The organism is Stenotrophomonas sp. YJH_SMC_46, from assembly GCF_059370315.1.
This window is the reverse complement of the sequence record NZ_JCAFTO010000006.1, coordinates 14,920-40,028: the sequence shown is the minus strand read 5'-3', so window position 1 is coordinate 40,028 and position 25,109 is coordinate 14,920. Positions and strand designations below refer to the sequence as shown.

20 protein-coding genes are annotated in these 25,109 nt (G+C 66.3%); 9 read left to right on the top strand and 11 right to left on the bottom strand.

Translation table 11 applies throughout. From position 1 onward, the window contains the following. Together AC5P8C_RS17740 and AC5P8C_RS17735 are read right to left on the bottom strand one after the other, a co-directional pair. Positions 1–507 (bottom strand): hypothetical protein, encoded by a 507-nt coding sequence (locus tag AC5P8C_RS17740; RefSeq protein WP_014646073.1) that lies wholly within the window; start codon positions 505–507, stop codon positions 1–3. A gap of 220 nt (positions 508–727) precedes the next feature. Next, complete coding sequence (locus AC5P8C_RS17735; protein ID WP_019659558.1) at positions 728–1,819, bottom strand: OmpA family protein; 1,092 nt, start codon at positions 1,817–1,819, stop codon at positions 728–730. A gap of 358 nt (positions 1,820–2,177) precedes the next feature. Between AC5P8C_RS17735 and AC5P8C_RS17730 the strand changes: the two genes are divergently transcribed. From AC5P8C_RS17730 to AC5P8C_RS17710, 5 genes are all read left to right on the top strand, one after another. Next, positions 2,178–3,197 (top strand): zinc-binding alcohol dehydrogenase family protein, encoded by a 1,020-nt coding sequence (locus tag AC5P8C_RS17730; protein ID WP_019659560.1) that lies wholly within the window; start codon positions 2,178–2,180, stop codon positions 3,195–3,197. A 173-nt stretch (positions 3,198–3,370) separates the two neighbouring features. Then, positions 3,371–4,000, top strand: coding sequence for a membrane protein YczE (gene yczE, locus AC5P8C_RS17725; protein ID WP_021202254.1), 630 nt, complete (start codon positions 3,371–3,373; stop codon positions 3,998–4,000). 139 nt (positions 4,001–4,139) lie between these two features. Beyond that, positions 4,140–6,170 (top strand): NADPH-dependent 2,4-dienoyl-CoA reductase, encoded by a 2,031-nt coding sequence (locus AC5P8C_RS17720; protein WP_019659562.1) that lies wholly within the window; start codon positions 4,140–4,142, stop codon positions 6,168–6,170. Between the two features lie 299 nt (positions 6,171–6,469). Then, complete coding sequence (locus tag AC5P8C_RS17715; RefSeq protein ID WP_004154513.1) at positions 6,470–6,928, top strand: cell wall hydrolase; 459 nt, start codon at positions 6,470–6,472, stop codon at positions 6,926–6,928. 84 nt (positions 6,929–7,012) lie between these two features. Beyond that, positions 7,013–7,624, top strand: a complete 612-nt coding sequence (locus AC5P8C_RS17710) for a glutathione S-transferase N-terminal domain-containing protein (RefSeq protein WP_019659563.1) — start codon at positions 7,013–7,015, stop codon at positions 7,622–7,624. A gap of 88 nt (positions 7,625–7,712) precedes the next feature. Here AC5P8C_RS17710 and AC5P8C_RS17705 read toward each other — a convergent pair whose 3' ends face one another. The 6 genes from AC5P8C_RS17705 to AC5P8C_RS17680 all read right to left on the bottom strand — a co-directional run bounded on the left by AC5P8C_RS17705 (position 7,713) and on the right by AC5P8C_RS17680 (position 14,469). Further along, a complete protein-coding gene (locus AC5P8C_RS17705) occupies positions 7,713–8,768 on the bottom strand; it encodes a suppressor of fused domain protein (protein ID WP_019659564.1) in 1,056 nt (351 codons plus the stop codon). A 46-nt stretch (positions 8,769–8,814) separates the two neighbouring features. Further along, positions 8,815–9,318, bottom strand: a complete 504-nt coding sequence (locus AC5P8C_RS17700) for a hypothetical protein (protein WP_019659565.1) — start codon at positions 9,316–9,318, stop codon at positions 8,815–8,817. A gap of 193 nt (positions 9,319–9,511) precedes the next feature. Next, entirely contained in the window at positions 9,512–11,392 is a 1,881-nt protein-coding gene (gene prpE, locus AC5P8C_RS17695; protein WP_019659566.1) for a propionate--CoA ligase, read from the bottom strand. 743 nt (positions 11,393–12,135) lie between these two features. Continuing rightward, positions 12,136–12,750 carry an RluA family pseudouridine synthase gene (locus AC5P8C_RS17690; protein WP_019659567.1) on the bottom strand — a complete coding sequence of 205 codons (615 nt, stop codon included), beginning with the start codon at positions 12,748–12,750 and terminating at the stop codon, positions 12,136–12,138. Between the two features lie 122 nt (positions 12,751–12,872). Continuing rightward, on the bottom strand, positions 12,873–13,859 hold the full coding sequence (locus tag AC5P8C_RS17685; RefSeq protein WP_005415428.1) for a malate dehydrogenase: 987 nt from the start codon (positions 13,857–13,859) through the stop codon (positions 12,873–12,875). 118 nt (positions 13,860–13,977) lie between these two features. Continuing rightward, positions 13,978–14,469 (bottom strand): peptidylprolyl isomerase, encoded by a 492-nt coding sequence (locus tag AC5P8C_RS17680; protein ID WP_005408225.1) that lies wholly within the window; start codon positions 14,467–14,469, stop codon positions 13,978–13,980. Between the two features lie 267 nt (positions 14,470–14,736). Between AC5P8C_RS17680 and typA the strand changes: the two genes are divergently transcribed. Genes typA through AC5P8C_RS17665 form a run of 3 tightly spaced genes read left to right on the top strand, consistent with a single transcriptional unit; the run spans position 14,737 to position 18,727 of the window. After that, positions 14,737–16,584 (top strand): translational GTPase TypA, encoded by a 1,848-nt coding sequence (gene typA / locus AC5P8C_RS17675; protein WP_026346967.1) that lies wholly within the window; start codon positions 14,737–14,739, stop codon positions 16,582–16,584. Between the two features lie 11 nt (positions 16,585–16,595). Then, positions 16,596–17,063 carry a DUF2127 domain-containing protein gene (locus tag AC5P8C_RS17670; protein ID WP_019659569.1) on the top strand — a complete coding sequence of 156 codons (468 nt, stop codon included), beginning with the start codon at positions 16,596–16,598 and terminating at the stop codon, positions 17,061–17,063. Between the two features lie 41 nt (positions 17,064–17,104). Further along, a complete protein-coding gene (locus tag AC5P8C_RS17665) occupies positions 17,105–18,727 on the top strand; it encodes an amidase (protein ID WP_019659570.1) in 1,623 nt (540 codons plus the stop codon). Between the two features lie 72 nt (positions 18,728–18,799). Here the strand turns inward: AC5P8C_RS17665 and AC5P8C_RS17660 are convergent, their stop codons facing one another. Beyond that, on the bottom strand, positions 18,800–19,987 hold the full coding sequence (locus AC5P8C_RS17660; RefSeq protein ID WP_195670299.1) for a mechanosensitive ion channel family protein: 1,188 nt from the start codon (positions 19,985–19,987) through the stop codon (positions 18,800–18,802). A 685-nt stretch (positions 19,988–20,672) separates the two neighbouring features. Continuing rightward, complete coding sequence (locus tag AC5P8C_RS17655; protein WP_019659572.1) at positions 20,673–22,064, bottom strand: class II 3-deoxy-7-phosphoheptulonate synthase; 1,392 nt, start codon at positions 22,062–22,064, stop codon at positions 20,673–20,675. Between the two features lie 217 nt (positions 22,065–22,281). Between AC5P8C_RS17655 and AC5P8C_RS17650 the strand changes: the two genes are divergently transcribed. Further along, a complete protein-coding gene (locus tag AC5P8C_RS17650; RefSeq protein WP_495219175.1) occupies positions 22,282–24,405 on the top strand; it encodes a TonB-dependent receptor in 2,124 nt (707 codons plus the stop codon). A 65-nt stretch (positions 24,406–24,470) separates the two neighbouring features. Here AC5P8C_RS17650 and AC5P8C_RS17645 read toward each other — a convergent pair whose 3' ends face one another. Then, on the bottom strand, positions 24,471–24,977 hold the full coding sequence (locus tag AC5P8C_RS17645; RefSeq protein ID WP_495219173.1) for a disulfide bond formation protein B: 507 nt from the start codon (positions 24,975–24,977) through the stop codon (positions 24,471–24,473). Positions 24,978–25,109 lie beyond the last annotated feature (132 nt).

Genomic DNA, 25,109 nt, shown 5'->3' with positions numbered 1-25,109 from the left:
TTATTTCTTGTCGACCGGCTTGGTCTCAGCCGGTGCTTCAGCCGCCGCCGGCGTGGCGGCCGGGGCCGGACGCGCCTTGACCACGCGCACACCGCGCGCCTTCATCCAGGCGTCGAACTCTTCGGCGGTCATGCGCTTGCCGTTCTGGCTCATGTCGAAGCGCCAGGGCGTGTTGTCGAATTCGGTCTGCGGCTTGTAGGCCGCCGGATCGTTCGGCTTCACCGCCGGTGCGCTAGGGATGGCCTTGGCGATGTTCTGGCAGCCGTCGATGCGCAGGCGCTGCAGCACCTGGTCCAGCGACTGCGACGGATCGTAGTTGCTGCTCAGCACACCGGCCGGCATGCCCAGCTGGTTGCCACGGATGTACAGCTCGTCGGCAACCGGCGCGATGGTCGTGGCCGGCAACGGCAGCGGCGAGGCGCTGGTGTTGACCGAGCAATCGACCGCAGCGTGGGCGGCGGGAACCAGGGCCAGCGCCAGGAAGGCGGCCGATGCAGAGCGCAGCATGAGGGGCATCCAGGAAAGGAAGGGACGCGGCGAGTTTAGCAATGCCGCGACAGCTTTCAAGCGCCACTTTCAATGAATACGGCAACTCATTGGTTTTAAGGATAAAAACCCGACGAACGGTTACTTGCAGACCACCAGATGCCTGGATTGAGTGCCGCAGAAACAACAAGACCCGGCCGAAGCCGGGTCCTGCTGTGTCCTACTGGCAGAGCGTCAGAACTTAGTTCTGGACGTTCAGCTCGGTACGACGGTTCTTGGCGCGACCTTCCGGGTTGTCCGAACCATCCGGGTTGGTGTTCGGAGCAATCGGACGGCTCTCGCCGTAGCCGATCGGGCCGACCAGGCGACCGGCGTCAACGCCGTTCTTGGTCAGGTAGTTGTACACGGCGGTGGCGCGACGCTCCGACAGCTTCTGGTTGTAAGCGTCGGTACCCTTCGAGTCGGTGTGACCGGCAACTTCAACGCGCAGATCCGGGTAACGCTTCAGGATCTCGGTGGCTTCGCTCAGGATCGCCACGGCGTCCGGACGCAGGTTCGACTTGTCGAAGTCGAAGTTGACGCCCTTCAGGTCGATGGAGACCGGCACCGGGCAACCGTCCGGACCGATGGTCTGACCCGGCTGCGAGTTCGGGCACTTGTCGTCGCAGTTGTTGACGCCGTCACCGTCGTCGTCCAGATCGGCGCAGCTCGGGGCAACCGGAGCCGGAGCCGGAGCAGCCGCGACCGGAGCCGGGCCCAGCGGGATCACGACGCCGACCGAAGCCAGCACGTCACCGAACCAGTCTTCGTTCGGAGCGGCAACGCTCTGGTCGTCGAAGTCAGCGCGGTAAGCCACTTCGGCGCGGACAGCAACGCGCTTTTCGAAGGTGGTCTGCAGGCCGACGCCCAGCTTGGCGGCAACGTTGCCGTCCTTACGCTGGCGCGGACCGTTGGCATTCAGCGCCGGGTACTCTTCTTCCGACTTCTGGTAGCCCAGGCCACCGACGATGTACGGGTTCCAGCCGCGGCCTTCCTTGATGAAGTGGCGACGCAGGTCCAGCGAGACGCCGTACTGCGACCAGTTCAGGTCCTTGTTCGAATCGAAGTTCGGGTTCTGATAGTTCAGCTCACCGTCCAGCGACCAGTTCGGGCTGATGAACTTGCCCAGGCCCAGGGTCACGAACGGAGCATCATTGGTCAGACGGTCGCTGTCCTGGAAGTTGAAGCCGGCCGAACCGGTCAGGTACCAGCGGTCATCGAACTCCTGCGCCGAAGCTGCCTGGGCGAAAGCCAGGCCGCCCAGCAGCGCGGCAGTAAGGATCTTCTTGTTCATTGAGTACAGCTCCTATTTCGGGGGTATGAAACCGGTAGAGGCATGGGCCAGCACAAGTGCGTCGATGTACGACAGCCGATTCAGCACGCCACCGCCGCGAACATTATGCTCAGGCGGGTGAAGGCCATGTTAACAGTCCCGTAACATGTGAAGTGTTGCGCCCGACCGTCCATCGGTCCGACGTTGAAACCCTATACAGGATGATGAAAATCCGCAAGACCCTCACGCTGCAAGGGTTTGACGGGGTTTAGGCGTTGGAAACGACACATTGCGCAGCGCGCTGCGATGAGCAGTTCAGCGTCTCTGCGAAAAGGTGAGGAACCTTATGATGGAAACCACGAACCCAGCCGGAGCCGTGATGAAAGCCGTCGCCCTGAGTCGTGAGTCCGCCCCCGCGCTGTGCGATATCCGCCTTCCTCCGCCGCTGCCTCCACGGGGGCGCGACCTGCTGGTGCGGGTCGAGGCGATTTCGGTCAACCCGGTCGACGGCAAGCAGCGTGCCAGCACGGATCCAGCCACGCTCCAGGCACCTCGCATCCTTGGCTGGGACGCGGCCGGCGTAGTGGAGGCGATCGGCGACGAGGCCAGCCTGTTCGCGTCCGGTGATGAGGTCTATTACGCCGGTGATGTCACCCGCCCGGGGTGCAACGCGCAGTACCAATGGGTGGACGAACGTCTGGTCGCGCGCAAACCCACCACGCTGGATTTCGCCGAGGCCGCGGCACTGCCGCTGACCACGCTCACTGCCTGGGAACTGCTGTTCGAGCGCATGCCCCTGCGGCTGGATGATTGCCGCCACGCCGGCCAGAACCTGCTGGTGATCGGCGGTGCGGGCGGCGTCGGCTCGATGGCGATCCAGCTGGCCCGCCATGCGGGTTTCGAGGTGATCGCCACTGCGTCGCGCGAAGCCTCGGCCGACTGGTGCCGGCAGATGGGTGCCCGGCACGTGATTGATCACCGGCAGCCGCTCCAGGCCCAGCTGCATGCGCTCGGCATCGACGCGGTGCAGGTCGCACTCAACCTGGCCGACACCGACCAGTACTGGGATGAGCTGGGCCAGCTGCTGGCGCCGCAGGGACATGTCGGGCTGATTGTCGAGCCACGTGGCCCGCTGCGCATCGGCGATCCCTACAAGGCCAAGTGCATCGGCATCCACTGGGAATTCATGTTCGCGCGCTCGCGCTTTGCCACCGCCGACCGCATCGAACAGCACCGCATCCTCAGCCGCGCCGCCAGCATGATCGATGCTGGCCAGCTGCGCGGCACGCTCAGTGAGTCACTGGGCACGATCAATGCGGCAAATCTGGACATTGCGCATCAGCGCCTGGCCAGCGGACGCACGGTGGGCAAGCTGGCACTGGTGGGCTGGGACGACTGAAGCGTCATGTAGAGCCGAGCCCATGCTCGGCTGGTGGTGCCAGGCAAAGCAGCCGAGCATGGGCTCGGCTCTACAGATTCCGCCTGTAGCGGCGGATTGGTCGGCATCTGTATCTATTGAAGTGACTGAATCGGGATTACGGTGGAAACAGATTCCTCTCCCCCGAGCCCACCGTGCCCACCGCCCTGCCCCTGCGCCTGCTGCAACTGATCACCGGCCTGTTCCTGTACGGCTTTGGTGCTTCGCTGATGATCCGTGCCGCCATCGGCGTGGCGCCGTGGGATGTGCTGTCACAGGGCATCGCCGCACAGACCCCGCTCTCGTTTGGCCTGGCCACCAATGTGATTGGCGCACTGGTGCTGCTGCTGTGGTGGCCGCTGCGGCAGAAGCCGGGCGTCGGCACCGTGCTCAACGTGATGCTGATCGGTCCCTCCGCGCAGTTCGGGCTGTGGCTGCTGCCGCCGGCCGTCGGCCTTGGCTGGCAACTGACGATGTTCTGCGCGGGCATGCTGCTGGTGGCATTGGCCACCGGCCTGTACATCGGCGCCCGCCTCGGCCCGGGTCCACGCGATGGCCTCATGACCGGCCTGCATGCCCGCACCGGCTGGGCGATCTGGAAGGTGCGCAGCCTCATCGAAGGCAGCGTGCTGCTGCTGGGCTGGTGGCTGGGCGGCAACGTCGGCCTCGGCACCCTCGCCTTCGCCCTGCTGATCGGCCCGCTGTGCGGCGTCACCCTGGGCTGGTTCGGGATCGGCCGCCGCCCGGTCGTGCCGACCGCAGGCCGACAACCACAATCGCCCTGAGTTGACCCGAATGCCGGCCAGCGGCCGGCACTACCGCCCCCCGAGTTCGTGGGCAGCGCTGCAGGCGCGATCCAGCGGCCCTTGCCCCGGCCGCCATTTCGCGGCACGCTTCGCGCTTCCGTACGCAAGCGTATCGACCATGTCGCCAGCCAACGAAAGCGCCTATCCCCATCTGTTCGCCCCGCTGGATCTGGGCTTCACCCAGCTGCGCAACCGCGTCCTGATGGGCTCGATGCACACCGGACTGGAAGATCGCGCCCGCGACTTCCCAAGGTTGGCGGCCTACTTCGCCGAACGCGCCGAGGGCGGCGTTGGCCTGATCGTCACCGGCGGCTTCGCACCGAACGTGGTGGGCTGGCTGAAGCCCTTTGGCGGCAAGTTGTCCTGGCCCTGGGAGGTACGCCCGCACCGGCAGCTCACCGCCGCCGCGCACCAGCACGGCGCGAAGATCTGCCTGCAGCTGCTGCACGCCGGCCGCTATGCCTATCACCCGCTGTCGGTGGCACCGTCGAAGCTGAAGGCGCCGATCAACCCGTTCACCCCGCGCGCGCTGTCGGCCAGTGGCGTCGAGCGGCATATCGCCGACTACGCGCGCAGCGCGAAGCTGGCCCGCGAGGCCGGCTACGACGGGGTGGAGGTGATGGGCTCGGAGGGCTACCTCATCAACGAGTTCATTGCCCCGCGCACCAACAAGCGCTCCGACCGCTGGGGTGGCGACGCCAACCAACGCATGCGCTTTGCAGTGGAGATCGTGCGCCGCATCCGCGAGGCCTGCGGCCCGGACTTCATCATCATCTACCGCCTGTCGCTGGTCGACCTGGTGGACGACGGCAGCAACTGGGACGAGATCGTGCAGCAGGCGCAGGCCATCGAGGCGGCTGGCGCGACGATCATCAATTCCGGCATCGGTTGGCACGAGGCGCGCATTCCGACCATCGCCACCTCGGTGCCGCGTGCGGCCTTCGCCGGTGTCACCGCCAAACTGAAACCGCATGTGACGCTGCCGCTGGTGGCGACCAACCGCATCAACATGCCCGACGTCGCCGAACGCATCCTCGCCGGCGGCGGCGCCGACATGGTGTCGCTGGCACGTCCGCTGCTGGCCGACCCGCAATGGCCCAACAAGGCCCGTGCAGGCCGCGCGGAAGCGATCAATACCTGCATCGCCTGCAACCAGGCCTGCCTGGACCACGTGTTCGAGAACAAGCTGGCCAGCTGCCTGGTCAATCCGCGCGCCGCGCACGAGACCGAACTGGTCTATCGCCCCACCCCCGCGCCGAAGAAGGTTGCCGTGGTCGGTGCCGGCCCGGCCGGCCTGGCCTGTGCCACTGTCGCGGCCCAGCGTGGCCACCAGGTCACCCTGTTCGATGCCCACGATGAGATCGGCGGCCAGTTCAACGTGGCCAAGCGCATCCCCGGCAAGGAAGAGTTCCACGAAACCCTGCGCTATTTCCGCCACAAGCTGGCCGAAACCGGCGTGCAGCTGCGCCTGAACACCCGCGCCGACGCGTCCAGCCTGGCCGGCTTCGACGAGGTGGTGCTGGCCACCGGCATCACCCCGCGCAAGGTCAGCTTCCCCGGCGCCGACCACGCCAAGGTGGTCAGTTATCTGGACGTACTGCTGGGCCGCGTCGAAGTGGGCGCCACTGCCGCGATCATCGGCGCCGGCGGCATCGGCTTCGACGTCGGCGAATTCCTCAGCCACGCTGGCGAGTCGCCGTCGCTGGACCCGCAGCGCTGGATGGCCGAATGGGGCGTGGACGCCAGCTTCGAGGCACGCGGCTCGCTGGGCCGGCCCGAGGTCGAGCCGTCACCGCGGCGCCTGTGGCTGCTGCAGCGCAGCGCCGGCAAGCCCGGCGCGCGACTGGGCAAGACCACCGGTTGGATCCACCGCGCCACACTGAAGGCCAAGGGCGTGCGCATGCTCGGTGGCGTCGAGTACCTGGGCGTGGACGATCAAGGCCTGCGCATCCGCGTGGAAGGCAGCGAACAGTTGCTGCCGGTAGACCATGTGGTGATCTGCGCCGGGCAGGAACCGAACCGCGCATTGCAGGCCGAACTGCAGGCCGCCGGCATCAACGCGCAGCTGATCGGCGGTGCCGACGTGGCCGCCGAACTGGACGCGAAGCGGGCAATCGACCAGGGCAGCCGGGTGGCCGCCACGCTCTGATGAGCGCCTGAATGGGGGACGGAATGTGATTTCCGTCACCTCCGTCGAACCTGAATGTCAAGCCGGGCGGTTCACGATGCGTTCGGCTATTCCCCCCTACCTTGCGCCATCTTTCCGCTCACCAGCCAGTTTCCGGTGAGCTGGCGTGGCCCCACCGATCAGTACTGATCGATTCTTTTTGGGGCTGCCCACGGGGCGGCCCCGATGGCCGCCTCCCCATGACGCCAAGTCGTACCCCGCCTCCTGTCGCCCCCGCGGCCGGAACCGGAAGGTGCGGCCCATACGGAGCAAGGAGTTATATGAAACTGGCCTGGATTCTCTGGCTGTCGCAGTTGTTGCCGCAGCCGGCCGCTGATTCACTGTGTCTGAGCACCACCGTTTACCTGGAAGCCCGCGACCAGACCCTGCGCGGCCAGCAGGCCGTCGCCGAGGTCGCCCTGCGTCGCCTTGACAGCGGCCTGTGGGGCGACTCGATGTGCCAGGTCGTCACCGCGCGCAAGCAGTTCGCACCGACCATCGTCTCCCCCGGCACCCAGCTGGGCAATGACGCGGCGTGGAGCGAGGCGATGAACGTCGCTTTCGACGCCGAGCGCAACTGGGCGCTGCCGGCCGGCGAGCGCCGCGAGATCGTGCCCGGTGCCAGCCACTTCGCCGCGCTGTCCATCGCCAGCCCGAACTGGCGCAATGCCTATCAGGTGGCCACCATCGGCGATCACACCTTCTATAAGGTGCAGAACCTCAAGCCGCGGCAGTCGTAACGATCCGTGCCGGCGGCAGCGTTGCCGCCTGCCGGCAGGCTCTGGGATAGTGGGCGTTTCCCGCCCGCATCACCTGGAGTTCCCATGAAGCTGTACAGCAAGCCCGGTGCCTGTTCCACCGCCGACCACATCGCCCTGCAGTGGACCGGCCAGCCGTTCGAGGTTGAACTGCTGAACAAGGACACCCTGAAGGGTCCGGAATTCCTCAAGATCAATCCGGCCGGTGCGGTGCCCGCGCTGGTCGACGGCGACTTCGTGCTGCTGCAGAACGCCGCGATCATGGGCTATATCGCCGATCGCTTCCCGCAGGCCGGCCTCGGCGGTGACGGCAGCCCGCGCCAGCGCGCCGAAGCCACCCGCTGGCTGGCCTTCGTCAATTCCGACGTGCATCCGGCCTTCTCGCCGCTGTTCGCGCCGGGCAAGTTCATCGCCGACGAGAGCCAGTTCGATGCGATCCGCGCCGCCGCGCACAAGCGCCTGCGTGGCCTGTTCGAGACCGCTGACAGGCAGCTGGCCGACAAGCCGTGGCTGGCCGGCTTCCGCAGCTTCGCCGACCCGTACTTCTACATCACCCTGCGCTGGGCCGCCGGTACCAAGGTCGACCTGTCGGGCCTGGACAACCTGGCCGCCTACAAGGCGCGCATGGACGCCGATGCCGGCGTGCAGGCCGCACTGAAGGCCGAAGGGCTGGCCTGATCATGACCCGGGGTCAGAGCCGTTCGCGTGGCGGACGGGCCTGACCCCTCTGCCCTGCGCAGGCGGGGGCCGATACGCCAGGGCGTGGTCAACCGATCTGGCGGATCACTTCACCGTTGGCATCGCGCAGGTAGGTCGGCATCACTTCGATGCGCAGCGCCCCCGCCAGCGGGTAAACCCCGCGCTCGGCGCGCACCCCTGCCAGGGCCTGCAGGCCCGCCTCGTCCAGTGACCAGCGCGCGCTGTCGGCGGATACGTCCGCCGCTTCACCGCCCCCGTTCGCGACGAACTCCCACTGCCGCTCGCGGCTGACCAGTTCCAGCGATCTGCCGTGGCGCAGGCGCAAGGGCAGCAGCTCGCACACGCTGGCCACCTGGCCGGCGCCGAGCACCAGCGTGGTGACGCCCGCCTCCTGCCGCCAGTCCAACGTCTCGATGAACAGCATGCCGGTGCTGGAGCCCTCGCGCTCGCTGCCTTCCCGCACCTGCGCGGCAAGCGCCTGGTCCTCCAGCAGGTTGCCGCGGTGCAGGTCGCTGATCCACAGTGGCATTGCCGGCTGCAGTACCTGCAGCACGCCGCGCGTGGACCAGCGCTTGACCGCTTCCATCTCCTCATCGGTCAGCCCGACCAGCTGCAGGAACTGCAGGTGGCCATTGGCGGTGTCGCGTGCCGGCAACTGCGGGTCGGCAATGAACGCCAGATGGCACAGCCGCGTGTCGGTCTCCAGCGCGATCGGGCCGTTGGCATTCAGATGGTGGCCATCCTCGAACACGTTGCCGCTGGCGAACACATAACGCGCCAGGTTCTGCAGCAGGTTCATCGGCCACACCGGCGGCGTGCTGTCGGCGTTCTCAGCGGCTTCGGCGGCGAGACGGAACGTCAGCTCGAAACCATAGCCGCTGGTGGCGGCATCACTGCTCTCCTTGGCATACAGCTCGGAGAAGCCGTAAGTCACGTAGTGCCAGTGGGGTACCGGCGCATGCGCCCAGTACACGCTGATGCCATCGAGCGGATCCTGGCCACCGAGCGTGTACGGAAGCGCGGTGCCGAAGTGACGTGGCTCCTGCCCGGCATACAGCGGCGCCAGCGCCGCATTGATGGCGTCCCAGCCGGGGGTATCGGTGTCGTCGTGGTCGTCCTGCACGCGGGAGTCCTTGTGGGGAAGTGAACCGATCACTTTACGCGGTGGCTCAGGCCTGCACGACCTCACCACCACCCTTGACCACGGCGGCCTGAGTTTCCTGCCACCAGCGCTGTGCCAGCGCCGGGCTGCGCGCCTTGCCCACCGCTGCCAGCAGTTCCGGGCACAGGCGTTCCAGCGCCAGCGCATCGGTGCAGCGTTCGATCTTCAACTGCATGAAGTAGCCCTTCAGGCCCAGATGGCGCCGCACCGCATCGCTCATCGCGTCGTACAGCTGCTGGTACAGCGCCGGGTCCTGTTCGCGACCAGTGCTGATGCCACGCGCCGGCACGGCCTCTGCACTTCCGCCGATCACTTCGATCAGGCCCAGCGCGGCCAGCTGCTCCAGTGCATCGGGCGGCGCACGCAGGCCTTCATACAAGCCGCGCAGTTCGGTGTCGTCACGATGGCCATCGACCATCAGCAGGATCGAGCGCAGTGCCGCCGGCAGGCGCCGGCTACGGTCTTCGATTTCCTGACGGCCAGCAGCCGTCTTGGCGTGCAGCAGTGCCATTGCCTCCCCCTCCCTCAATGCGCCACTCCGGCGGGCCCTCGCGGGCACGCCCCCCTGCAACCGAGCTTAGCGCACCGGTTGCAGGGAGGAAGCTGCGGTGCAGCAACGGCCTCCCCTGTAGAGCCGAGCCCATGCTCGGCTGCTTTGGCAAGGCATGCGGAGCCGAGCATCGGCTCGGCTCTACAGAAGCAGGTCAGCGGCCCAGCGCGCGGCGGATCTCCTCCAGCGCGCCGGGGTCGTCCAGCGTCGACAGATCGCCCGGGTCGCGCTGCTCGGCCAACGCCTGCAACGAGCGCCGCAGCAGCTTGCCCGAACGGGTCTTGGGCAGCGCGTTGACCACGTGCACGTGCGCCGGACGCGCCACCGCGCCGAGCGAGGTGGTCACCGTGGCCATCATCTCGGCCACCACCGGCGCCGGATCCTCGCCATCCAGGCCCTGCTTGAGGGTGACGAACACCAGCGGCACCTGCCCCTTCAGTTCGTCCTTGACGCCGATCACCGCTGCCTCGGCCACGCGCGGGTGGCTCGAAATGGCCTCTTCGATCTCGCGCGTGCCCAGCCGGTGCCCGGCTACGTTGATCACATCATCGGTACGGCCGAGGATGAAGGTGTAGCCATCGTCGTCGCGGATCGCCCAGTCCAGCGAGCTGTACAGCAGTTCCTTGAAATGGCTGAAGTAGCTCTGCAGGAAACGGTTGTCGTCGTTCCACACCGTGCTCATGCAGCCAGGCGGCAACGGCGGCGACACCACCAGCACCCCCTTCTGCCCCGGTGCGACTTCCTCGCCGGTGTTCTCGTCGATCACCTTCATCCGGTAGCCAAGATTGGGGAAGCCCGGCGAACCGAAGCGCACCGGCTTCATCTCCAGGCCCGGCAGCAGGGTCAGAGCCGGCCAGCCGGTCTCGGTCTGCCAGTAGTTGTCGATGATCGGCTTGCCCAGCGCTTCGCTGATCCAGTGCGCGGTCGGTTCGTCCAGCGGCTCGCCGGCCAGGAACAGGTACTTCAGGGCGCGCAGGTCGTGGCGATGGATGAAGTCCGCATCGTGCTTCTTCAGCACGCGGATGGCGGTGGGCGACGAGAACATGGTGCGCACGTTGTACTGCTCGCACAGCGCCCACCAGATGCCCGGATCCGGATTCGTCGGCAGCCCTTCGTACAGCAGCGAGGTGCAGCCACCGATCAGCGGGCCGTACACGTTGTAGGAATGGCCCACCGCCCAGCCGACATCGGAGGTGGAGAACATCACCTGGCCCGGCTTGCAGTCGAACACGGTCTCCATCGACTGGGCCATTGCCACCGCATAGCCACCCACATCGCGCTGCACGCCCTTCGGCTTGCCGGTGGTGCCGGAGGTGTACAGCAGGTAGCTCGGCTCACTCGCCTCCAGCCACTGCACCGGCACATCCGCTTCCCCGATCTGTGCACGCAGCGTGGCGTACTCCACATCACGGCCCGGCACGCGTGGTTCGGCGGCATCCAGCCCGCGCGACACGATCAGCACATGCGGTGGCGGCGAAGCCGCTTCGGCGCAGGCCGCGTCAACCATCGGCTTGTACGGAATCAGCTTGCCACCGCGCATGCCGGCATCGGCGGCGATGAGCAGCTTCGGCTTCGCATCGTCGATGCGCAGCGCCAGGTTGTGCGCGGCGAAGCCACCAAACACCACCGAGTGCACCGCACCGATGCGCGCACAGGCCAGCATCGCGAACACGGCTTCGGCCATGTTCGGCATGTAGATCACCACGCGGTCACCATGGCCGACGCCGAGGTGCTTGAGCACGGCGGCGAAGTCGTTCACTTCGCGATACAGCTGGCGATAGGTGATTTCGCGGGTGCTGTTGGTTTCGGTGGAGATGGCGACCAGTGCGAGCTGGTCGGCGCGCTCGGCCAGGTGACGGTCGACGGCGTTGTAGCAGAGATTGGTTTCGCCGCCGACGAACCAGCGCCGGAACGGCGGATTGCTGTAGTCGAGCACCTGCTGCGGCGGTTTGTGCCAATGGATGCGCTTGGCTTCCTCGCCCCAGAAGGCCTCCGGCTCGTCGATCGAGCGACGGTAGGTTTCCTCGTAGTTCATGACGCAGCCCTCCCAGACGAAGTCATGGGTTCGAGGATAGTCCGGCGCTGGCGCGCGGGCCGCCCTACCTTGGTAGGGGGGTGGGGTTTGTTATGCAGGGCTTGCAGCCCTGCACCCGTGGTAGTGCCGGCCGCTGGCCGGCAACAGCATCAGCAACAGCAGAAGCTGGTTTCCTGGGGGATGGCGGGGTGGCTCCGGTTGCGGGGGACGCCGTGAATCCCCAGTCCGGCCCAGCCGCTGGCGGCTGGGCGTTCGGGCGCTTGCGAAGCAATGCTTCGCAAGCGAAGCGCCCTCACCCATGGAGGCTCGGTCGCGCCATCCATGGCGCTCACGCCCCCGCAACCGGACCCACCCCGCCTTCGACAGTTTCCTGCCATCTGTCGGAACGGCGTATTGCTCTGGTGGGTGTCGACCTTGGTCGACACGGTAGATCCACGCCATGCGTGGATGACTCATTCGATATCTGAAAGAAAAATCGTGTCGACCAAGGTCGACACCTACCAACAGCCGTGCGGAACAATGTCGCAGTTACCAACAGCCGAGTGAACCTGTCGAAGGTGGGGCGGTGTCGGAGTGCCGGGTGTCAGCCGCATGGATGCGGCTGCCAAGCCTACAGGGAAGTACTTGCGGCGCCCCCGCACTCCGACACCGTCCCGCCAACCCACGGATAACCCGCCTTTGATGTTGACGTTGACGTTGCTCTGACTCGTAGCAGGTGCAGGGCTGCAAGCCCTGCCGAACCCCTAGAACGGAGCCGCAGACTCGAACGCGAGCACCTCGCCCGTCACCGGGTGGGTGAACTGCAGGCTGCACGCATGCAGGTGCACGCGCTGCGCCGGGGCGGCGCCATACAGCACGTCACCGACAATGGGATACCCGAGACTGGCCATGTGCAGGCGCAGTTGATGGCTGCGGCCGGTGACCGGTTCCAGTTCCACGCGGGTGCGCTGCGCTTCAACATCACGCGCCATTACGCGCCAGCGTGTCAGCGCCGGCTTGCCGCGTTCCTGATCGACCCTCTGCTTCGGTCGATTCGGCCAATCCACGATCAGCGGCAGGTCCACTTCGCCGGTGTCGCGTTCGAGCAGCCCCTGCACCACCGCTTCATACCGCTTGCCAACCTGGCGCTGCTCGAACTGCATCGACAATGCGGCCTGCATCTCCTTGCCTCGCGCATGCAGCAGCAGGCCGGAGGTCACCTGATCCAGCCGATGCACCGTCAACGCATCCGGATACACCGCCTGCAGGCGCGCGACCACGCAGTCCTGGTTCTCGGCGCTGCGGCCGGGCACGGACAGCAGGCCGGCCGACTTCTCGGCCACCAGCAGCGCGTCATCGATGTAATGCAGGTGGATCATGCGGTTCCAGGAATTCCAAACAAAAACGGGGAAGCCGAAGCCTCCCCGTTTTCTGCGTACCGACCAACGGTCGGTACCCACCATCGCGGTGGAGGTACCGGCCGTGGCCGGTACCGCCTGCATCAGCCCAGCAGGTGGGCGACGCCGGCGCGCTCTTCTTCCAGCTCGGCCAGGGTCTTGTCGATGTACTTCTGGCTGAAGTCGTCGATCGGCAGATCCTTGACCAGGGTGTACTTGCCGTTCTCGGTGGTCACGGCAAAGCCGAAGATCACGCCTTCCGGAATGCCGTAGGAACCGTCGGACGGCACGCCCATGGTGACCCACTTGCCGTTGCTGCCCAGCACCCAGTCACGCACGTGGTCGATGGCGGCGTTGGCGGCCGAAGCAGCCGAGGACGAGCCGCGGGCTTCGATGATCGCCGCGCCGCGCTTGCCGACGGTCGGGATGAAGGTGTTGGCGTTCCACTCCTGGTCGTTGATCGCATCGGCGATCGACGCACCATCGGCGGTGGCGAAACGGTAGTCCGGGTACATGGTCGGGCTGTGGTTGCCCCACACCACCAGCTTCTCCATGCCACCGACCGGCTTGCCGAGCTTGGCCGACAGCTGGCTCAGCGCGCGGTTGTGGTCCAGGCGCAGCATGGCGGTGAAGTTTTCCGGCTTCAGGTCCGGGGCCGACTTCATGGCGATGTAGGCGTTGGTGTTGGCCGGGTTGCCGACCACCAGCACCTTCACGTCACGGCTGGCGACCTTGTTCAGCGCCGCGCCCTGGGCGGTGAAGATCTTGGCGTTTTCCAGCAGCAGGTCCTTGCGCTCCATGCCCGGGCCGCGCGGACGCGCGCCGACCAGCAGGGCGATGTCGGCGTCCTTGAACGCGACTTCGGCGTCATCGGTGCCGACCATGCCGGCCAGCAGCGGGAAGGCGCAGTCTTCCAGCTCCATCATCACGCCCTTCAGGGCGGCCTGGGCCTTGTCGACCGGCAGTTCCAGCAGCTGCAGGATGACCGGCTGGTCCTTGCCCAGCATTTCGCCGGAGGCGATGCGGAACAGCAGGGCATAACCGATCTGGCCGGCGGCGCCGGTCACGGCAACACGAACGGGTGCTTTCATGGGGGTTTCCTCTTGCTTGCAAGCGTTTGATGGGACGCCGCGGGCGGAGCCACGCAGGCCTGGCGGGCGGCGGGGAACAGGGAAACGGCCACCCGTGGGTGGCCGTTTCGAAGGGGGATCAGGCGGCGAGGTGCTTGTTCCACTCGGCGACGCGGTCGGCCTGGGCGGCCAGCACGGCGTCGACGTCGCCTTCCAGGGTGATCGAATGGATCACGTCGCCCTGCTTGACCGAATCGACGATGGCCTGGCCTTCCAGGACCTTGCCGAAGACGGTGTGGCGGCCGTCCAGCCAATCGGTCTTGATGTGGGTGATGAAGAACTGGCTGCCGTTGGTGTTCGGGCCGGCGTTGGCCATCGACAGCGAGCCGACCTCGTGCTTCACGCCATTCTTTTCGTCTTCGAACTTGTAGCCCGGGCCGCCGGTGCCACGGCCCTGCGGGCAGCCGCCCTGGATCATGAAGTCGGCGATCACGCGATGGAAGATCAGGCCGTCATAGAAGCCGTGCTTGACCAGGTTCACGAAGTTGGCCACGGTCAGCGGCGCCTTGTCGGCGAACAGCTCGACCTTGATCGGGCCCTGGGTGGTGTCGAAAGTGGCGATGAGGGACATGAAGATCCTTGATGCAGAGGGGAACGCGTCTAGCCACCTAGTTTACACCTGCCTTGCGGCGGCGGCGGCTTCGACCATGGGCGCAGACCCGGGCTTCAGCCGCCGGCGGGGCAGCCCGCGCGACGGTCTGGCGGCCTCGGCCGTGTGGCGGCCCAACTGAATGGGCCCCGTGACGGGCGTGAAATCCACCTTTTCGCGAATCGTCAAGTTCGACGTATAATGTTGGACTTCTTTTTCCAAATCCGGCGCCGACTGGCCCCCTTTCGTATGTCCATCGAAAATCTTCGCAACATCGCCATCGTCGCCCACGTCGACCATGGCAAGACCACCCTGGTCGACCAGCTGCTGAAGCAGTCCGGCACCCTGTCCGAGCGTACCGTCCTCGCCGAGCGCGTGATGGACAGCAACGACCAGGAAAAGGAACGCGGCATCACCATCCTGGCCAAGAACACCGCCATCACCTGGGAAGACAAGAAGACCGGCATCAAGAACCGGATCAACATCGTCGACACCCCCGGCCACGCCGACTTCGGCGGTGAGGTCGAGCGCGTGCTGTCGATGGTCGACACCGTGCTGATCCTGGTCGATGCGATGGACGGCCCGATGCCGCAGACCCGCTTCGTGACCCAGAAGGCCTTCGCGATGGGCTTCAAGCCGATCGTCGTGGTCAACAAGGTCGACCGTCCGGGCGCCCGTCCGGAGTGGGTGATCGACCAGGTCTTCGACCTGTTCGACAAGCTCGGTGCCACCAACGAGCAGCTGGACTTCCCGATCGTCTACGCCTCGGGCCTGAACGGCTACGCCGGCCTGGAAGACACCGTGCGCGACGGCGACATGACCCCGCTGTACGAAGCGATCATGAAGCACGCGCCGAAGCCGGAAGTGGACCCGGAAGGCCCGTTCCAGATGCGCATCAGCCAGCTGGACTACAACAACTTCGTGGGCGTGATCGGCATCGGCCGCATCCAGCGCGGCACCCTGAAGAAGAACATGCAGGTCGCGGTCATCGACCGTGAAGGCAAGAAGCGCAACGGCAAGGTGCTGCAGGTGCTGGGCTTCATGGGCCTGGAGCGCATCGAGCAGGATTCGGCCGAGGCCGGCGACATCGTGGCCATCTCCGGCATCCAGGAGCTGACCATCTCCGACACCATCTGCGCACCGGACTTCCCGGAAGCCCTGCCGGCGCTGACCGTCGACGAGCCGACCATCTCGATGACCTTCCAGGTGAACAACTCGCCGTTCGCCGGCAACAAGGACCTGTCCGGTGGCAAGTTCCTGACCAGCCGCCAGATCAAGGACCGCCTGGACCGTGAAAAGGTCCACAACGTGGCCCTGAAGGTCGAGCAGCTGGAAGACGCCGACAAGTTCCTGGTCTCCGGCCGTGGCGAACTGCACCTGTCGGTGCTGATCGAGAACATGCGCCGCGAAGGCTACGAGCTGGCCGTGTCGCGCCCGGAAGTGATCATCAAGGAAATCGACGGCCAGCTGATGGAGCCGATCGAGCAGCTGGTGGTGGACATCGAAGAAGTCCACCAGGGCGGCGTGATGGAAAAGCTGGGCACCCGCAAGGGCCAGTTGAAGAACATGGAATCGGACGGCAAGGGCCGCGTGCGCCTGGAATACCAGATCCCGGCCCGTGGCCTGATTGGTTTCCAGAACGAGTTCAAGACCCTGACCCAGGGTTCGGGCCTGCTGTTCCATGTGTTCGACCACTACGGCCCGAAGGAACAGGGCGCGATCGCCAAGCGCATCAACGGCGTGATGATCGCCAATGCGCCGGGCGTCACCCCGGCCTACTCGCTGGGCCCACTGCAGGAACGCGGCAAGCTCTTCGCCGCCGAAGGTGACAACGTGTATGAAGGCCAGCTGGTCGGCATCCACTCCAAGGACAACGACCTGACCGTCAACGCGATCAAGACCAAGCCGCTGACCAACATGCGCGCTTCGGGCAAGGATGATGCGATCCAGCTGACCCCGGCGATCAAGTACTCGCTGGAACAGGCCCTGGACTTCATCGAAGACGACGAGCTGGTCGAGATCACCCCGAAGGAGATCCGCCTGCGCAAGAAGTTCCTGACCGAGAGCGACCGCAAGAAGGCTTCGCGCGGCGGCTGAGCCAGCACCCCGTGAGCCAGAGCGGCTACAACCCGGATCCACACCGGCATCCGGGCCTGCACGTCATCGCCCTGCTCGAAGCGAGCAAGGCGATGCTGGCACTGTTGGCTGCCACCGGGCTGGAAGTGCTCGGACCGCAGCCGCTGCGGCACGGCATCATGGCCCTGATCCGGCGTTTCAGCCTGGATCCGGACCACGGCACCCTGCCCTCGCTGCTGCACATGATCAGCCCCGACGCGGTCCACCTGGCCGCGGCGGGGATGATCGGTTACGGACTGCTGCACCTGGTCGAAGCCTGGGGCCTGTGGCGGGCCAAGGCCTGGGCCTCCTGGCTGGGTTGCCTGACCGCTGCCCTGTACCTGCCCTTCGACATCTTCGCGATCATCCGCCATCCCGGCTGGCCGTCGTGGACGATCCTGGCCATCAACCTGATCGTGGTCTACGTACTCGCCCGCGACCTGCGCAAGCGCCACCGCTGAGCACTCGCTACACTGGGGATTGGAGCCGACCAAGCCGCCCCATGCGCCCGTCCTTGCCGCCTCTGCTGACCTGCCTGCTCGCCGCGCTGCCGGCGCTGCTTTCGGCTGGCTGCAGCCCGGCCACGCCCAGCGCGCATGCGGCCGAACCTGCGAGCCGCAACGTGCCGTTCCCGTACGCCGAAACCGATATTGCCGACCTGCAGGCGCGGATGACCGCCGGTGAACTGGACAGCACCACCCTGACCCAGGCCTACCTGCAGCGCATCGCCGCCCTGGACCGCGCCGGGCCGCGCCTGCGCGCGGTGATCGAGCTCAACTCCGATGCCCTGAAGGAAGCCGCCGCGCGCGACCGCGAGCGCCGTAGCGGCCACCTGCGCGGCCCGCTGCACGGCATCCCGCTGCTGTTGAAGGACAACATCAACGCCGCGCCGATGGCCACCAGTGCCGGCTCTCTGGCCCTGCAGAGCTTCCGTCCGGACGATGCCTACCTGGTGCGCCGGCTGCGCGATGCCGGCGCCATCGTGCTGGGCAAGACCAATCTGAGCGAATGGGCCAATTTCCGCGGCAATGATTCGATCTCCGGCTGGAGCGCGCGCGGCGGCCAGACCCGCAATCCCTATCGGCTGAGCCATTCGCCCTGTGGTTCCAGCAGCGGCAGCGCGGTAGCCGTGGCCGCCAACCTCGCCAGCGCAGCAATCGGTACCGAAACCGACGGCAGCATCGTCTGCCCGGCGGCGATCAATGGCATCGTCGGCCTCAAGCCGACCGTAGGCCTGGTCAGCCGCGACGGCATCATCCCGATTTCCTTCAGCCAGGACACCGCCGGTCCGATGGCGCGCAGTGTCGCCGACGCTGCCGCCGTGCTGACCGCGATCGCCGGCCGCGATGATGCCGACCCGGCCACCGCGACCATGCCCGGCCGCGCGGTCTACGACTACACCGCGCGACTGGACCCCCAGGGCCTGCGCGGCAAGCGCATCGGACTGCTGCAGACACCCTTGCTGAAGTACCGGGGCATGCCGCCACTGATCGAACAGGCGGCGACCGAGCTGCGTCGCGCCGGCGCCGTGGTGGTGCCGGTGGAGCTGCCCAACCAGGGCGCTTGGGCCGAGGCCGAGCGCACGCTGCTGCTGTACGAATTCAAGGCCGGGCTGGAGCGCTACTTCAGCGCCCATCGCGCCCCGCTGCGCAGCCTGGCCGAACTGATCGCCTTCAACCAGGCGCACAGCAAGCAGGAGCTGGGCCTGTTCGGCCAGGAACTGCTGGTGGCGGCCGACGCCACTGCCGGCCTGGCCGACCCGGCCTATATCCGCGCGCGCAGCGATGCACGCCGGTTGGCGGGCCCGGAAGGCATTGACGCTGCCCTCGCCGCCCACCAGCTTGATGCGCTGGTGGCCCCCACCACCGGCGTGGCGTGGCCGATCCGCAGCGAAGGCGACGATTTCCCCGGCGAGAGCTACAGCGCTGCCGCTGTGGCTGGCTATCCCAGCCTGACTGTGCCGATGGGCCAGATCAACGGCCTTCCCGTCGGCCTGCTGTTCATGGGCACCGCCTGGAGCGAGCCGAAGCTGATCGAGATGGCCTACGCCTACGAGCAGCGCACGCGCGCACGGCGCCCGCCGCACTTCGATACCGACGCGCTGATCGACGCTGGCGAGCCGTGATCGTGTTTCTGTAGAGCCGAGCCCACGCTCGGCTTCAACGGAAAATCGAAAGCAGCCGAGCATGGCTCGGCTCTACAGCGGCTGGTCGGGCTCCGCTGGCACGATCGCCGCCTCACCGTCTTCAGCCCCCGGCGAACGCACATCTGCAGTGCGTGCACGAGGACCACGCGGCATGTCCAGCTCGTCTGCATGCTGCAGCCGCGCACGCACCTGCGGCAGCGACTGCGGATGCTCACGCGCGAGGAAATCGAGCATGCGCTCGCGCACCAGGCAACGCAGGTCGAACGCGTCGCCGGAGCTGCGCGCACTGACCAGCAGGCGGACTTGGATTGCACGCTCACTGGTTTCAGTCACCTGGGTCACGCAGACTCGGCCATCCCACAACGCTTCGCCCCGGCAGATGCGCTCCAGTTCAGCACGGATCGCCGCAATCGGGGCACGATAATCCAGCCACAGGAAGGCTGTGCCGAGCAGGTCGGCACTACGCCGCGTCCAGTTCTGGAACGGGTTCTCGATGAACCAGGTCAACGGCACCACCATCCGCCGCTCATCCCAGATACGCACCACCACGTAACTGCTTCCGATCTCCTCGATGCGTCCCCACTCGCCTTCCACGATCACCACGTCATCCAGGCGGATCGGCTGCGTCAACGCGATCTGCAGGCCGGCGATCAGATTGCCGAACACCGGCTTGGCCGCGATACCGGCCACCAGGCCGATCAGGCCGGCCGAGGCCAGCAGCGCGGTACCGATCTTCTGCACCATCGGAAACGTCAGCAGCACCAGCGATGCGCCCAGCACGATGATGCCGCCCATCAGCACCCGGCTGAGCACGCGCGTCTGGGTCTGGATGCGGCGCGCTTCCAGATTGTCGGAGACATCAATGGGATGGCTGCGCAGGATTGCGCGCTCGCCCGCCGCCACCGCACGTACCAGCAACCAGATGAAGCAGGCAGTCAACGCGATGTGCAGCACATGCTGCAGATGGCCCAGCAACGGATCCTGCAGCGGCGTGGCCTGCAGGGCAGGAATCAACAGCAGCAACGGCCACGCGGTGGCCATCGGCAGGCCGAGCACGCGCCCGATGCGTGCGCGCCGTCGATCACGCCCTTTCAGCCGGTGATAGATCCACAGGATCAGCCACGCGCCGATGCCACCCACCAAGGCGGCCAAACCCAATGGCCATGCATAGGCCTGCATGTGCTCCCAAGGCACTCTTGCCACCTCCACGTGAAAGCGTGAACGGACAGCCTCGCGCATGGCGCATGAGCGTCACGTCAGTCGTTCGTAAGGAGGGTGTTGATCGGCAGGGCTTGCAGCCCTGCACCTGCTGCGAGCCGAAGCAACAGCAACAGCAACAGCCGAAGCAGAAGCGGGTTTCCTGTGGGATGGCGGGATGGGTCCGGTCGCGGAGACGCCGTGAACCCATCCATGGAGGCTTGTCCGCGGCATCCATGCCGCGGACACTCCCGCAACCGGACCCACCCCGCCTTCGACAGTTTTCTGCGATCTGTCGGAACCTGCTGCTGATGGTGGGTGCCGACCGTTGGTCGGCACGGGGTCGGAGCCCATTTTGAATACTGCTATCTGAAAGAAAAATCGTGTCGACCAACGGTCGACACCTACCAACAGCCGCGCATGCCAATCGCCGCAGTTACCAGTAGATCCACGCCATGCGTGGATGATTCATTCGACATCTGACAGATGTGCCGACCAACGGTCGGCACCCACCAATAGCGACCTGAACCTGTCGAAGGTGGGGCGGTGTCGGAGTGCGGGGTGTCAGCGGCATGGATGCGGCTGCCAAGCCTTCAAGGACGTACTTGTGGCGTCCCCGCACTCCGACACCGTCCCGCCAACCCACGGATAGCCCGCTTTTGACGTTGACGTTGACGTTGCTCTGGCTCGTAGCAGGTGCAGGGCTGCAAGCCCTGCCGAAAAACCCTTACCGCACTTGCTCCTGCTTGCGTACGATCGCCATCGCGATCTCCAGCGACTGCTCGTAGTTCAACCGCGGGTCCACCGTTGAACGATACGCGCGCTCCAGGTCGCGCTCGGTCAGTTCGCGCGCGCCGCCGATGCACTCGGTCACGTCCTCGCCGGTCAGTTCCAGATGCACACCGCCCAGGCGCGTACCGGCGGCCGCATGCAGGTCGAACGACATTTCCACCTCGCCACGCACGTTGTCGAAGCGACGTGTCTTGAAACCGTTGGCGGTGCTTTCGGTATTGCCATGCATCGCATCGCACACCCACAGCACGCGGCGACCATCACGCTTGACCGCGTCCAGCAGCGGCGGCAGTTTCTCGGCGATCTGCGCGGCACCCATGCGGTGGATGAAGCTCAGGCGGCCCGGCTCGTCATGCGGGTTGAGCACATCGATCAGGCGCAGCAGCTGGTCCGGCGTCACCGACGGGCCCACCTTGATCGCAATCGGATTGCGCACGCCACGCAGGTATTCCACGTGCGCGCCATCCAGCGCAGCCGTGCGCATGCCGATCCAGGGGTAATGCGTGCTCAGGTTCAACCAGCCCTGCTGGCGGGGCACCTGGCGGGTCAGTGCCTGCTCGTACGGCAACAGCAGCGCTTCATGCGAGGTGTAGAAGTCGATGCGGTTGAGGTTGTGCACGCGGGCCCCGGCCAACGTCTCCATGAAATGCACGGCATCGCCGATCGAGGCCACCATCTTCTGGTACTCGGCGGCCAGCGGCGAATGGCTCACCCATTCCAGGTTCCAGTACTCGGGGTGGTGCAGGTCGGCGAAACCACCATCGATCAGCGCCCGTACGAAGTTCATCGTCATCGCCGAATGCGCGTGCGCCTGCAGCATCCGCTTCGGGTCCGGCAGGCGCGCTGCTTCAGTGAAGGCCGGCGCATTGATGACATCGCCGCGGTAGCTCGGCAGGGTCACACCGTCGCGCGTCTCGGTATCGGCCGAACGCGGCTTGGCGTACTGGCCGGCGAAACGACCCACGCGGATCACCGGCTGGCGCAGCCCATGCACCAGCACCAGGCTCATCTGCAGCAGCACCTTCAGGCGGTTGGAGATGGTGCCCGATTCGCAGTCGCTGAAGTTCTCGGCGCAGTCGCCGCCCTGCAGCAGGAAGCGCTTGCCCTCCTGGGCCTCCGCCAACTGCTGCTTCAGGGCCAGGATCTCCCACGAGGTGACCAGCGGCGGCAGCCGCTTCAGCTCGTGCAGGGCAGCGTCCAGCGCCACCGGGTCCGGGTAGGTCGGCATCTGCAGCGCGGTCTTGCCACGCCAGCTCTCCGGCGACCAGGCAGCGCCGGTGGCGGCTGCGACGGGATCGGGGACAGGCGAAACGGCGGACAGGCTCATTGCAGGCTTCCGGAGGTGGGGGACGTTCATGGTCGCAGAGCCGACCGCTGTCGCAAAGGGCCGAACGGCGTCTGCACATGACTGAACGCCGGGGAAAGGGCATCGCGATTGGCCAAAAGCGGCATGCCCACGGCCAGCCGGTCAGGCGCATGATTCGCCACGCACTGTTACGAAGTAACACTCAATCCCCAATGGCCCCTTCCACAGCCTATCCGCCATGAAGCCCTCCCTGCTTGCTACCGGCATCACCTCCGCCCTGACCCTGGCCAGCCTGCCTTCCCTCGCCGTGGCCGCCGATGCCGCCGCTCCCGTGAAGGACCTCGACGCGGTCACCGTCCACGCCCAGCTCGACCAGGCCCGCAACACGCTGTCGCCGGACATCGGCAGCAGCCAGTACCAGATCACCGCCGAGGACATCCAGAAGCAGCCGCTGGGCGCCTCCGCGCCGCTCAGCCAGGTGCTGCTGCAGGCGCCCGGCGTGGTCCAGGATTCCTACGGCGGCGTGCACGTGCGCGGCGACCACGCCAATCTGCAGTACCGCATCAACGGCGTGCTGCTGCCCGAATCGATCTCGGGCTTCGGCCAGACGCTGGATGCACGCACCGTCAAGAGCATCCGCCTGATGGATGGCGCGCTGCCGGCGCAGTTCGGCGAGCGCACCGCTGCAGTGGTCGACATCACCACCCGCAGCGGCGCCGAGCTCGGCAACGGCGGCAGCGCCGGGCTGACCGCAGGCTCGTTCGGCAAGATCAATCCCAACGCCTCGTGGTGGGGCAACCAGGGGCGCTGGAGCTGGTTCCTGACTGGCAACTACGACCAGAACGAGGTTGGCCTGGAGAACCCGACCCGCTCGCGCAAGCCGCTGCACGACGACACCCACCAGGGCAAAGCGTTCGCTGACCTTACCTACCTCGTCAACGAGAACACCCGCCTGAGCGTGTTCGCCGGCTTTGCCAACAATCGCTTCCAGATCCCGGTCAACCCCGGGCAGACGCCGCAGTTCGGTTACCTCGATACCACCACCTTCGACTCCAGCCAGCTGGATGAAACCCAGCGCGAGGCCACCCGCTTCGGCATGCTGGTGCTGCAGGGCACGTTGGGCAGCACCGCATATCAGCTCTCGGCCGGGCAGCGCTACAGCGATGTGGCATTCCATCCGGATGTCGTCGGCGACCTGGTGTTCAGTGGCGTCGCCTCGCAGGTGCAACGCAGCAACCGCGCCAACACGCTGCAGGCCGATTTCTCCACCCCACTGGGCAACGACCACACGCTGCGCTATGGCCTGTACGGCAACTACGAGAATGCGCGGGCCAGCAACAGCAGCTGGGTGTTTCCGGTCGATGACGCCGGCCAGCAGTCCAGCACCACACCGCTGCTGATACCTGACCGCAGTGCCTTCCATGCCAGCACGCTGGCGCTGTACGTGCAGGATGAATGGAAGATCGGCGACGACTGGACCGTCAACTACGGCCTGCGCGGAGATCGCTACAAGGCCTTTGGCCACACCGAGGGCCAGCTCAGCCCCCGCGTGGGAGTGGTCTGGAATGCCAGCGACAGCACCACCGTGCATGCCGGCTATTCGCGTTACTTCACGCCACCGGCCAGTGAGCTGATCGCCAGCAGCGATATCGCCCTATACGACGGCACCACCAACCAGCAGCCCAGCGGCGGCAACAACACGCCACTGGCCGAACGCAGCGACTACTACGACATCGGCGTGTCGCAGCAGGTGGGCGACCACCTCACCCTGGGCTTGGACGCCTACGATCGCCGCGTTGCGCGCCTGCAGGACGAAGGCCAGTTCGGCGCCGCCTACATCTACTCGACGTTCAACTATCGCCGTGGCCACATCCGTGGGCTGGAGTTCAGTGCCGACTACAGCAACGGCCCGTTCAGCGCCTACTTCAACGCGGCGTACAACAAGGCCATCGGCACCCAGGTGATCACCAGCCAGTACAACCTCGATCCGGACGCGCTGGCCTATGTGGCCGACCACTGGATCCACCTCGACCACGACCAGAAACTGACCTCATCGGGTGGCTTCAGCTACGCCTTTGCCGGACACAACCGGATCGGTGCCAACTACGTGTTCGGCAGCGGCCTGCGTTCGGACATCGAGGGCGTACCCAACGGCGGCGAGCTGCCGTCGTACCTGCAGGTGAACCTCAGCGCCGGGCACGACTTCAATGCCGACAGCGGCCATCCGTTGCACGTCCAACTGGCCGTGATCAACGCACTGGATCGCAGCTACCAGCTGCGCGACGGTGGCGGTGTCGGCGTCTTCGCCCCGCAGTGGGGACCGCGCCGAGGTGCTTACCTGAGCCTGCAGCAGGATTTCTGAGGTAGCGCCGGCCGCTGGCCGGTATTCCCACGGTGTGCCGGCCAGCGGCCGGCACTACCCTGCGTTCAGCGCTTGACCCTGCGCAGCGACGCCACCAGCGCCCACAGCGCCAGCAGCACGAACCACACGCCCGACCACATCGGCATGGTCAGGCCCAGGAAGGTCCAGTCGATGTTGCCGCAGTTGCCGGTACCGGTGAGCACCGTGCGGAACACTTCCAGCGGCCCCATGGTCTCGCGCAGGAAGCTCAGCGGCGGGCCGCAGGTCGCGCCCATCTCCGGCGGCAGCATCTGCACGTAGACGTGGCGCGCGGCAATGCCGACGCCTACAGCGGCGGCAATGAAGGCGAGAATGCCGTAGGTCGCGAGTCCCGGGCGGTTGGACGGCCCGTGCAGCGCACCGATCAGGAACAGCAGGCCCAGCGCGGCGAAGGCCAGCCGCTGGAAGATGCACAGCGGACACGGCTCCAGGCCCATCTTCAGCTGCAGGAAGATCGCGTAGCCGAGCAGGCCCGCGCAGATCAGGAAGCCCAGGAAGAACTGGGCGCGGAAGGGCCAGCGCAGTGGATTCATCGTCAACGCTCGAATGGATCAGGGCGCCAAGCGTAACCGAGAGCGCGCGCCATTCGAACCGCCACAGGTGACGCCTGTCGGAACGGTGCGGGTCGCATTGTGCCGCAGGTAGCGCCGGGCCATGCCCGGCGA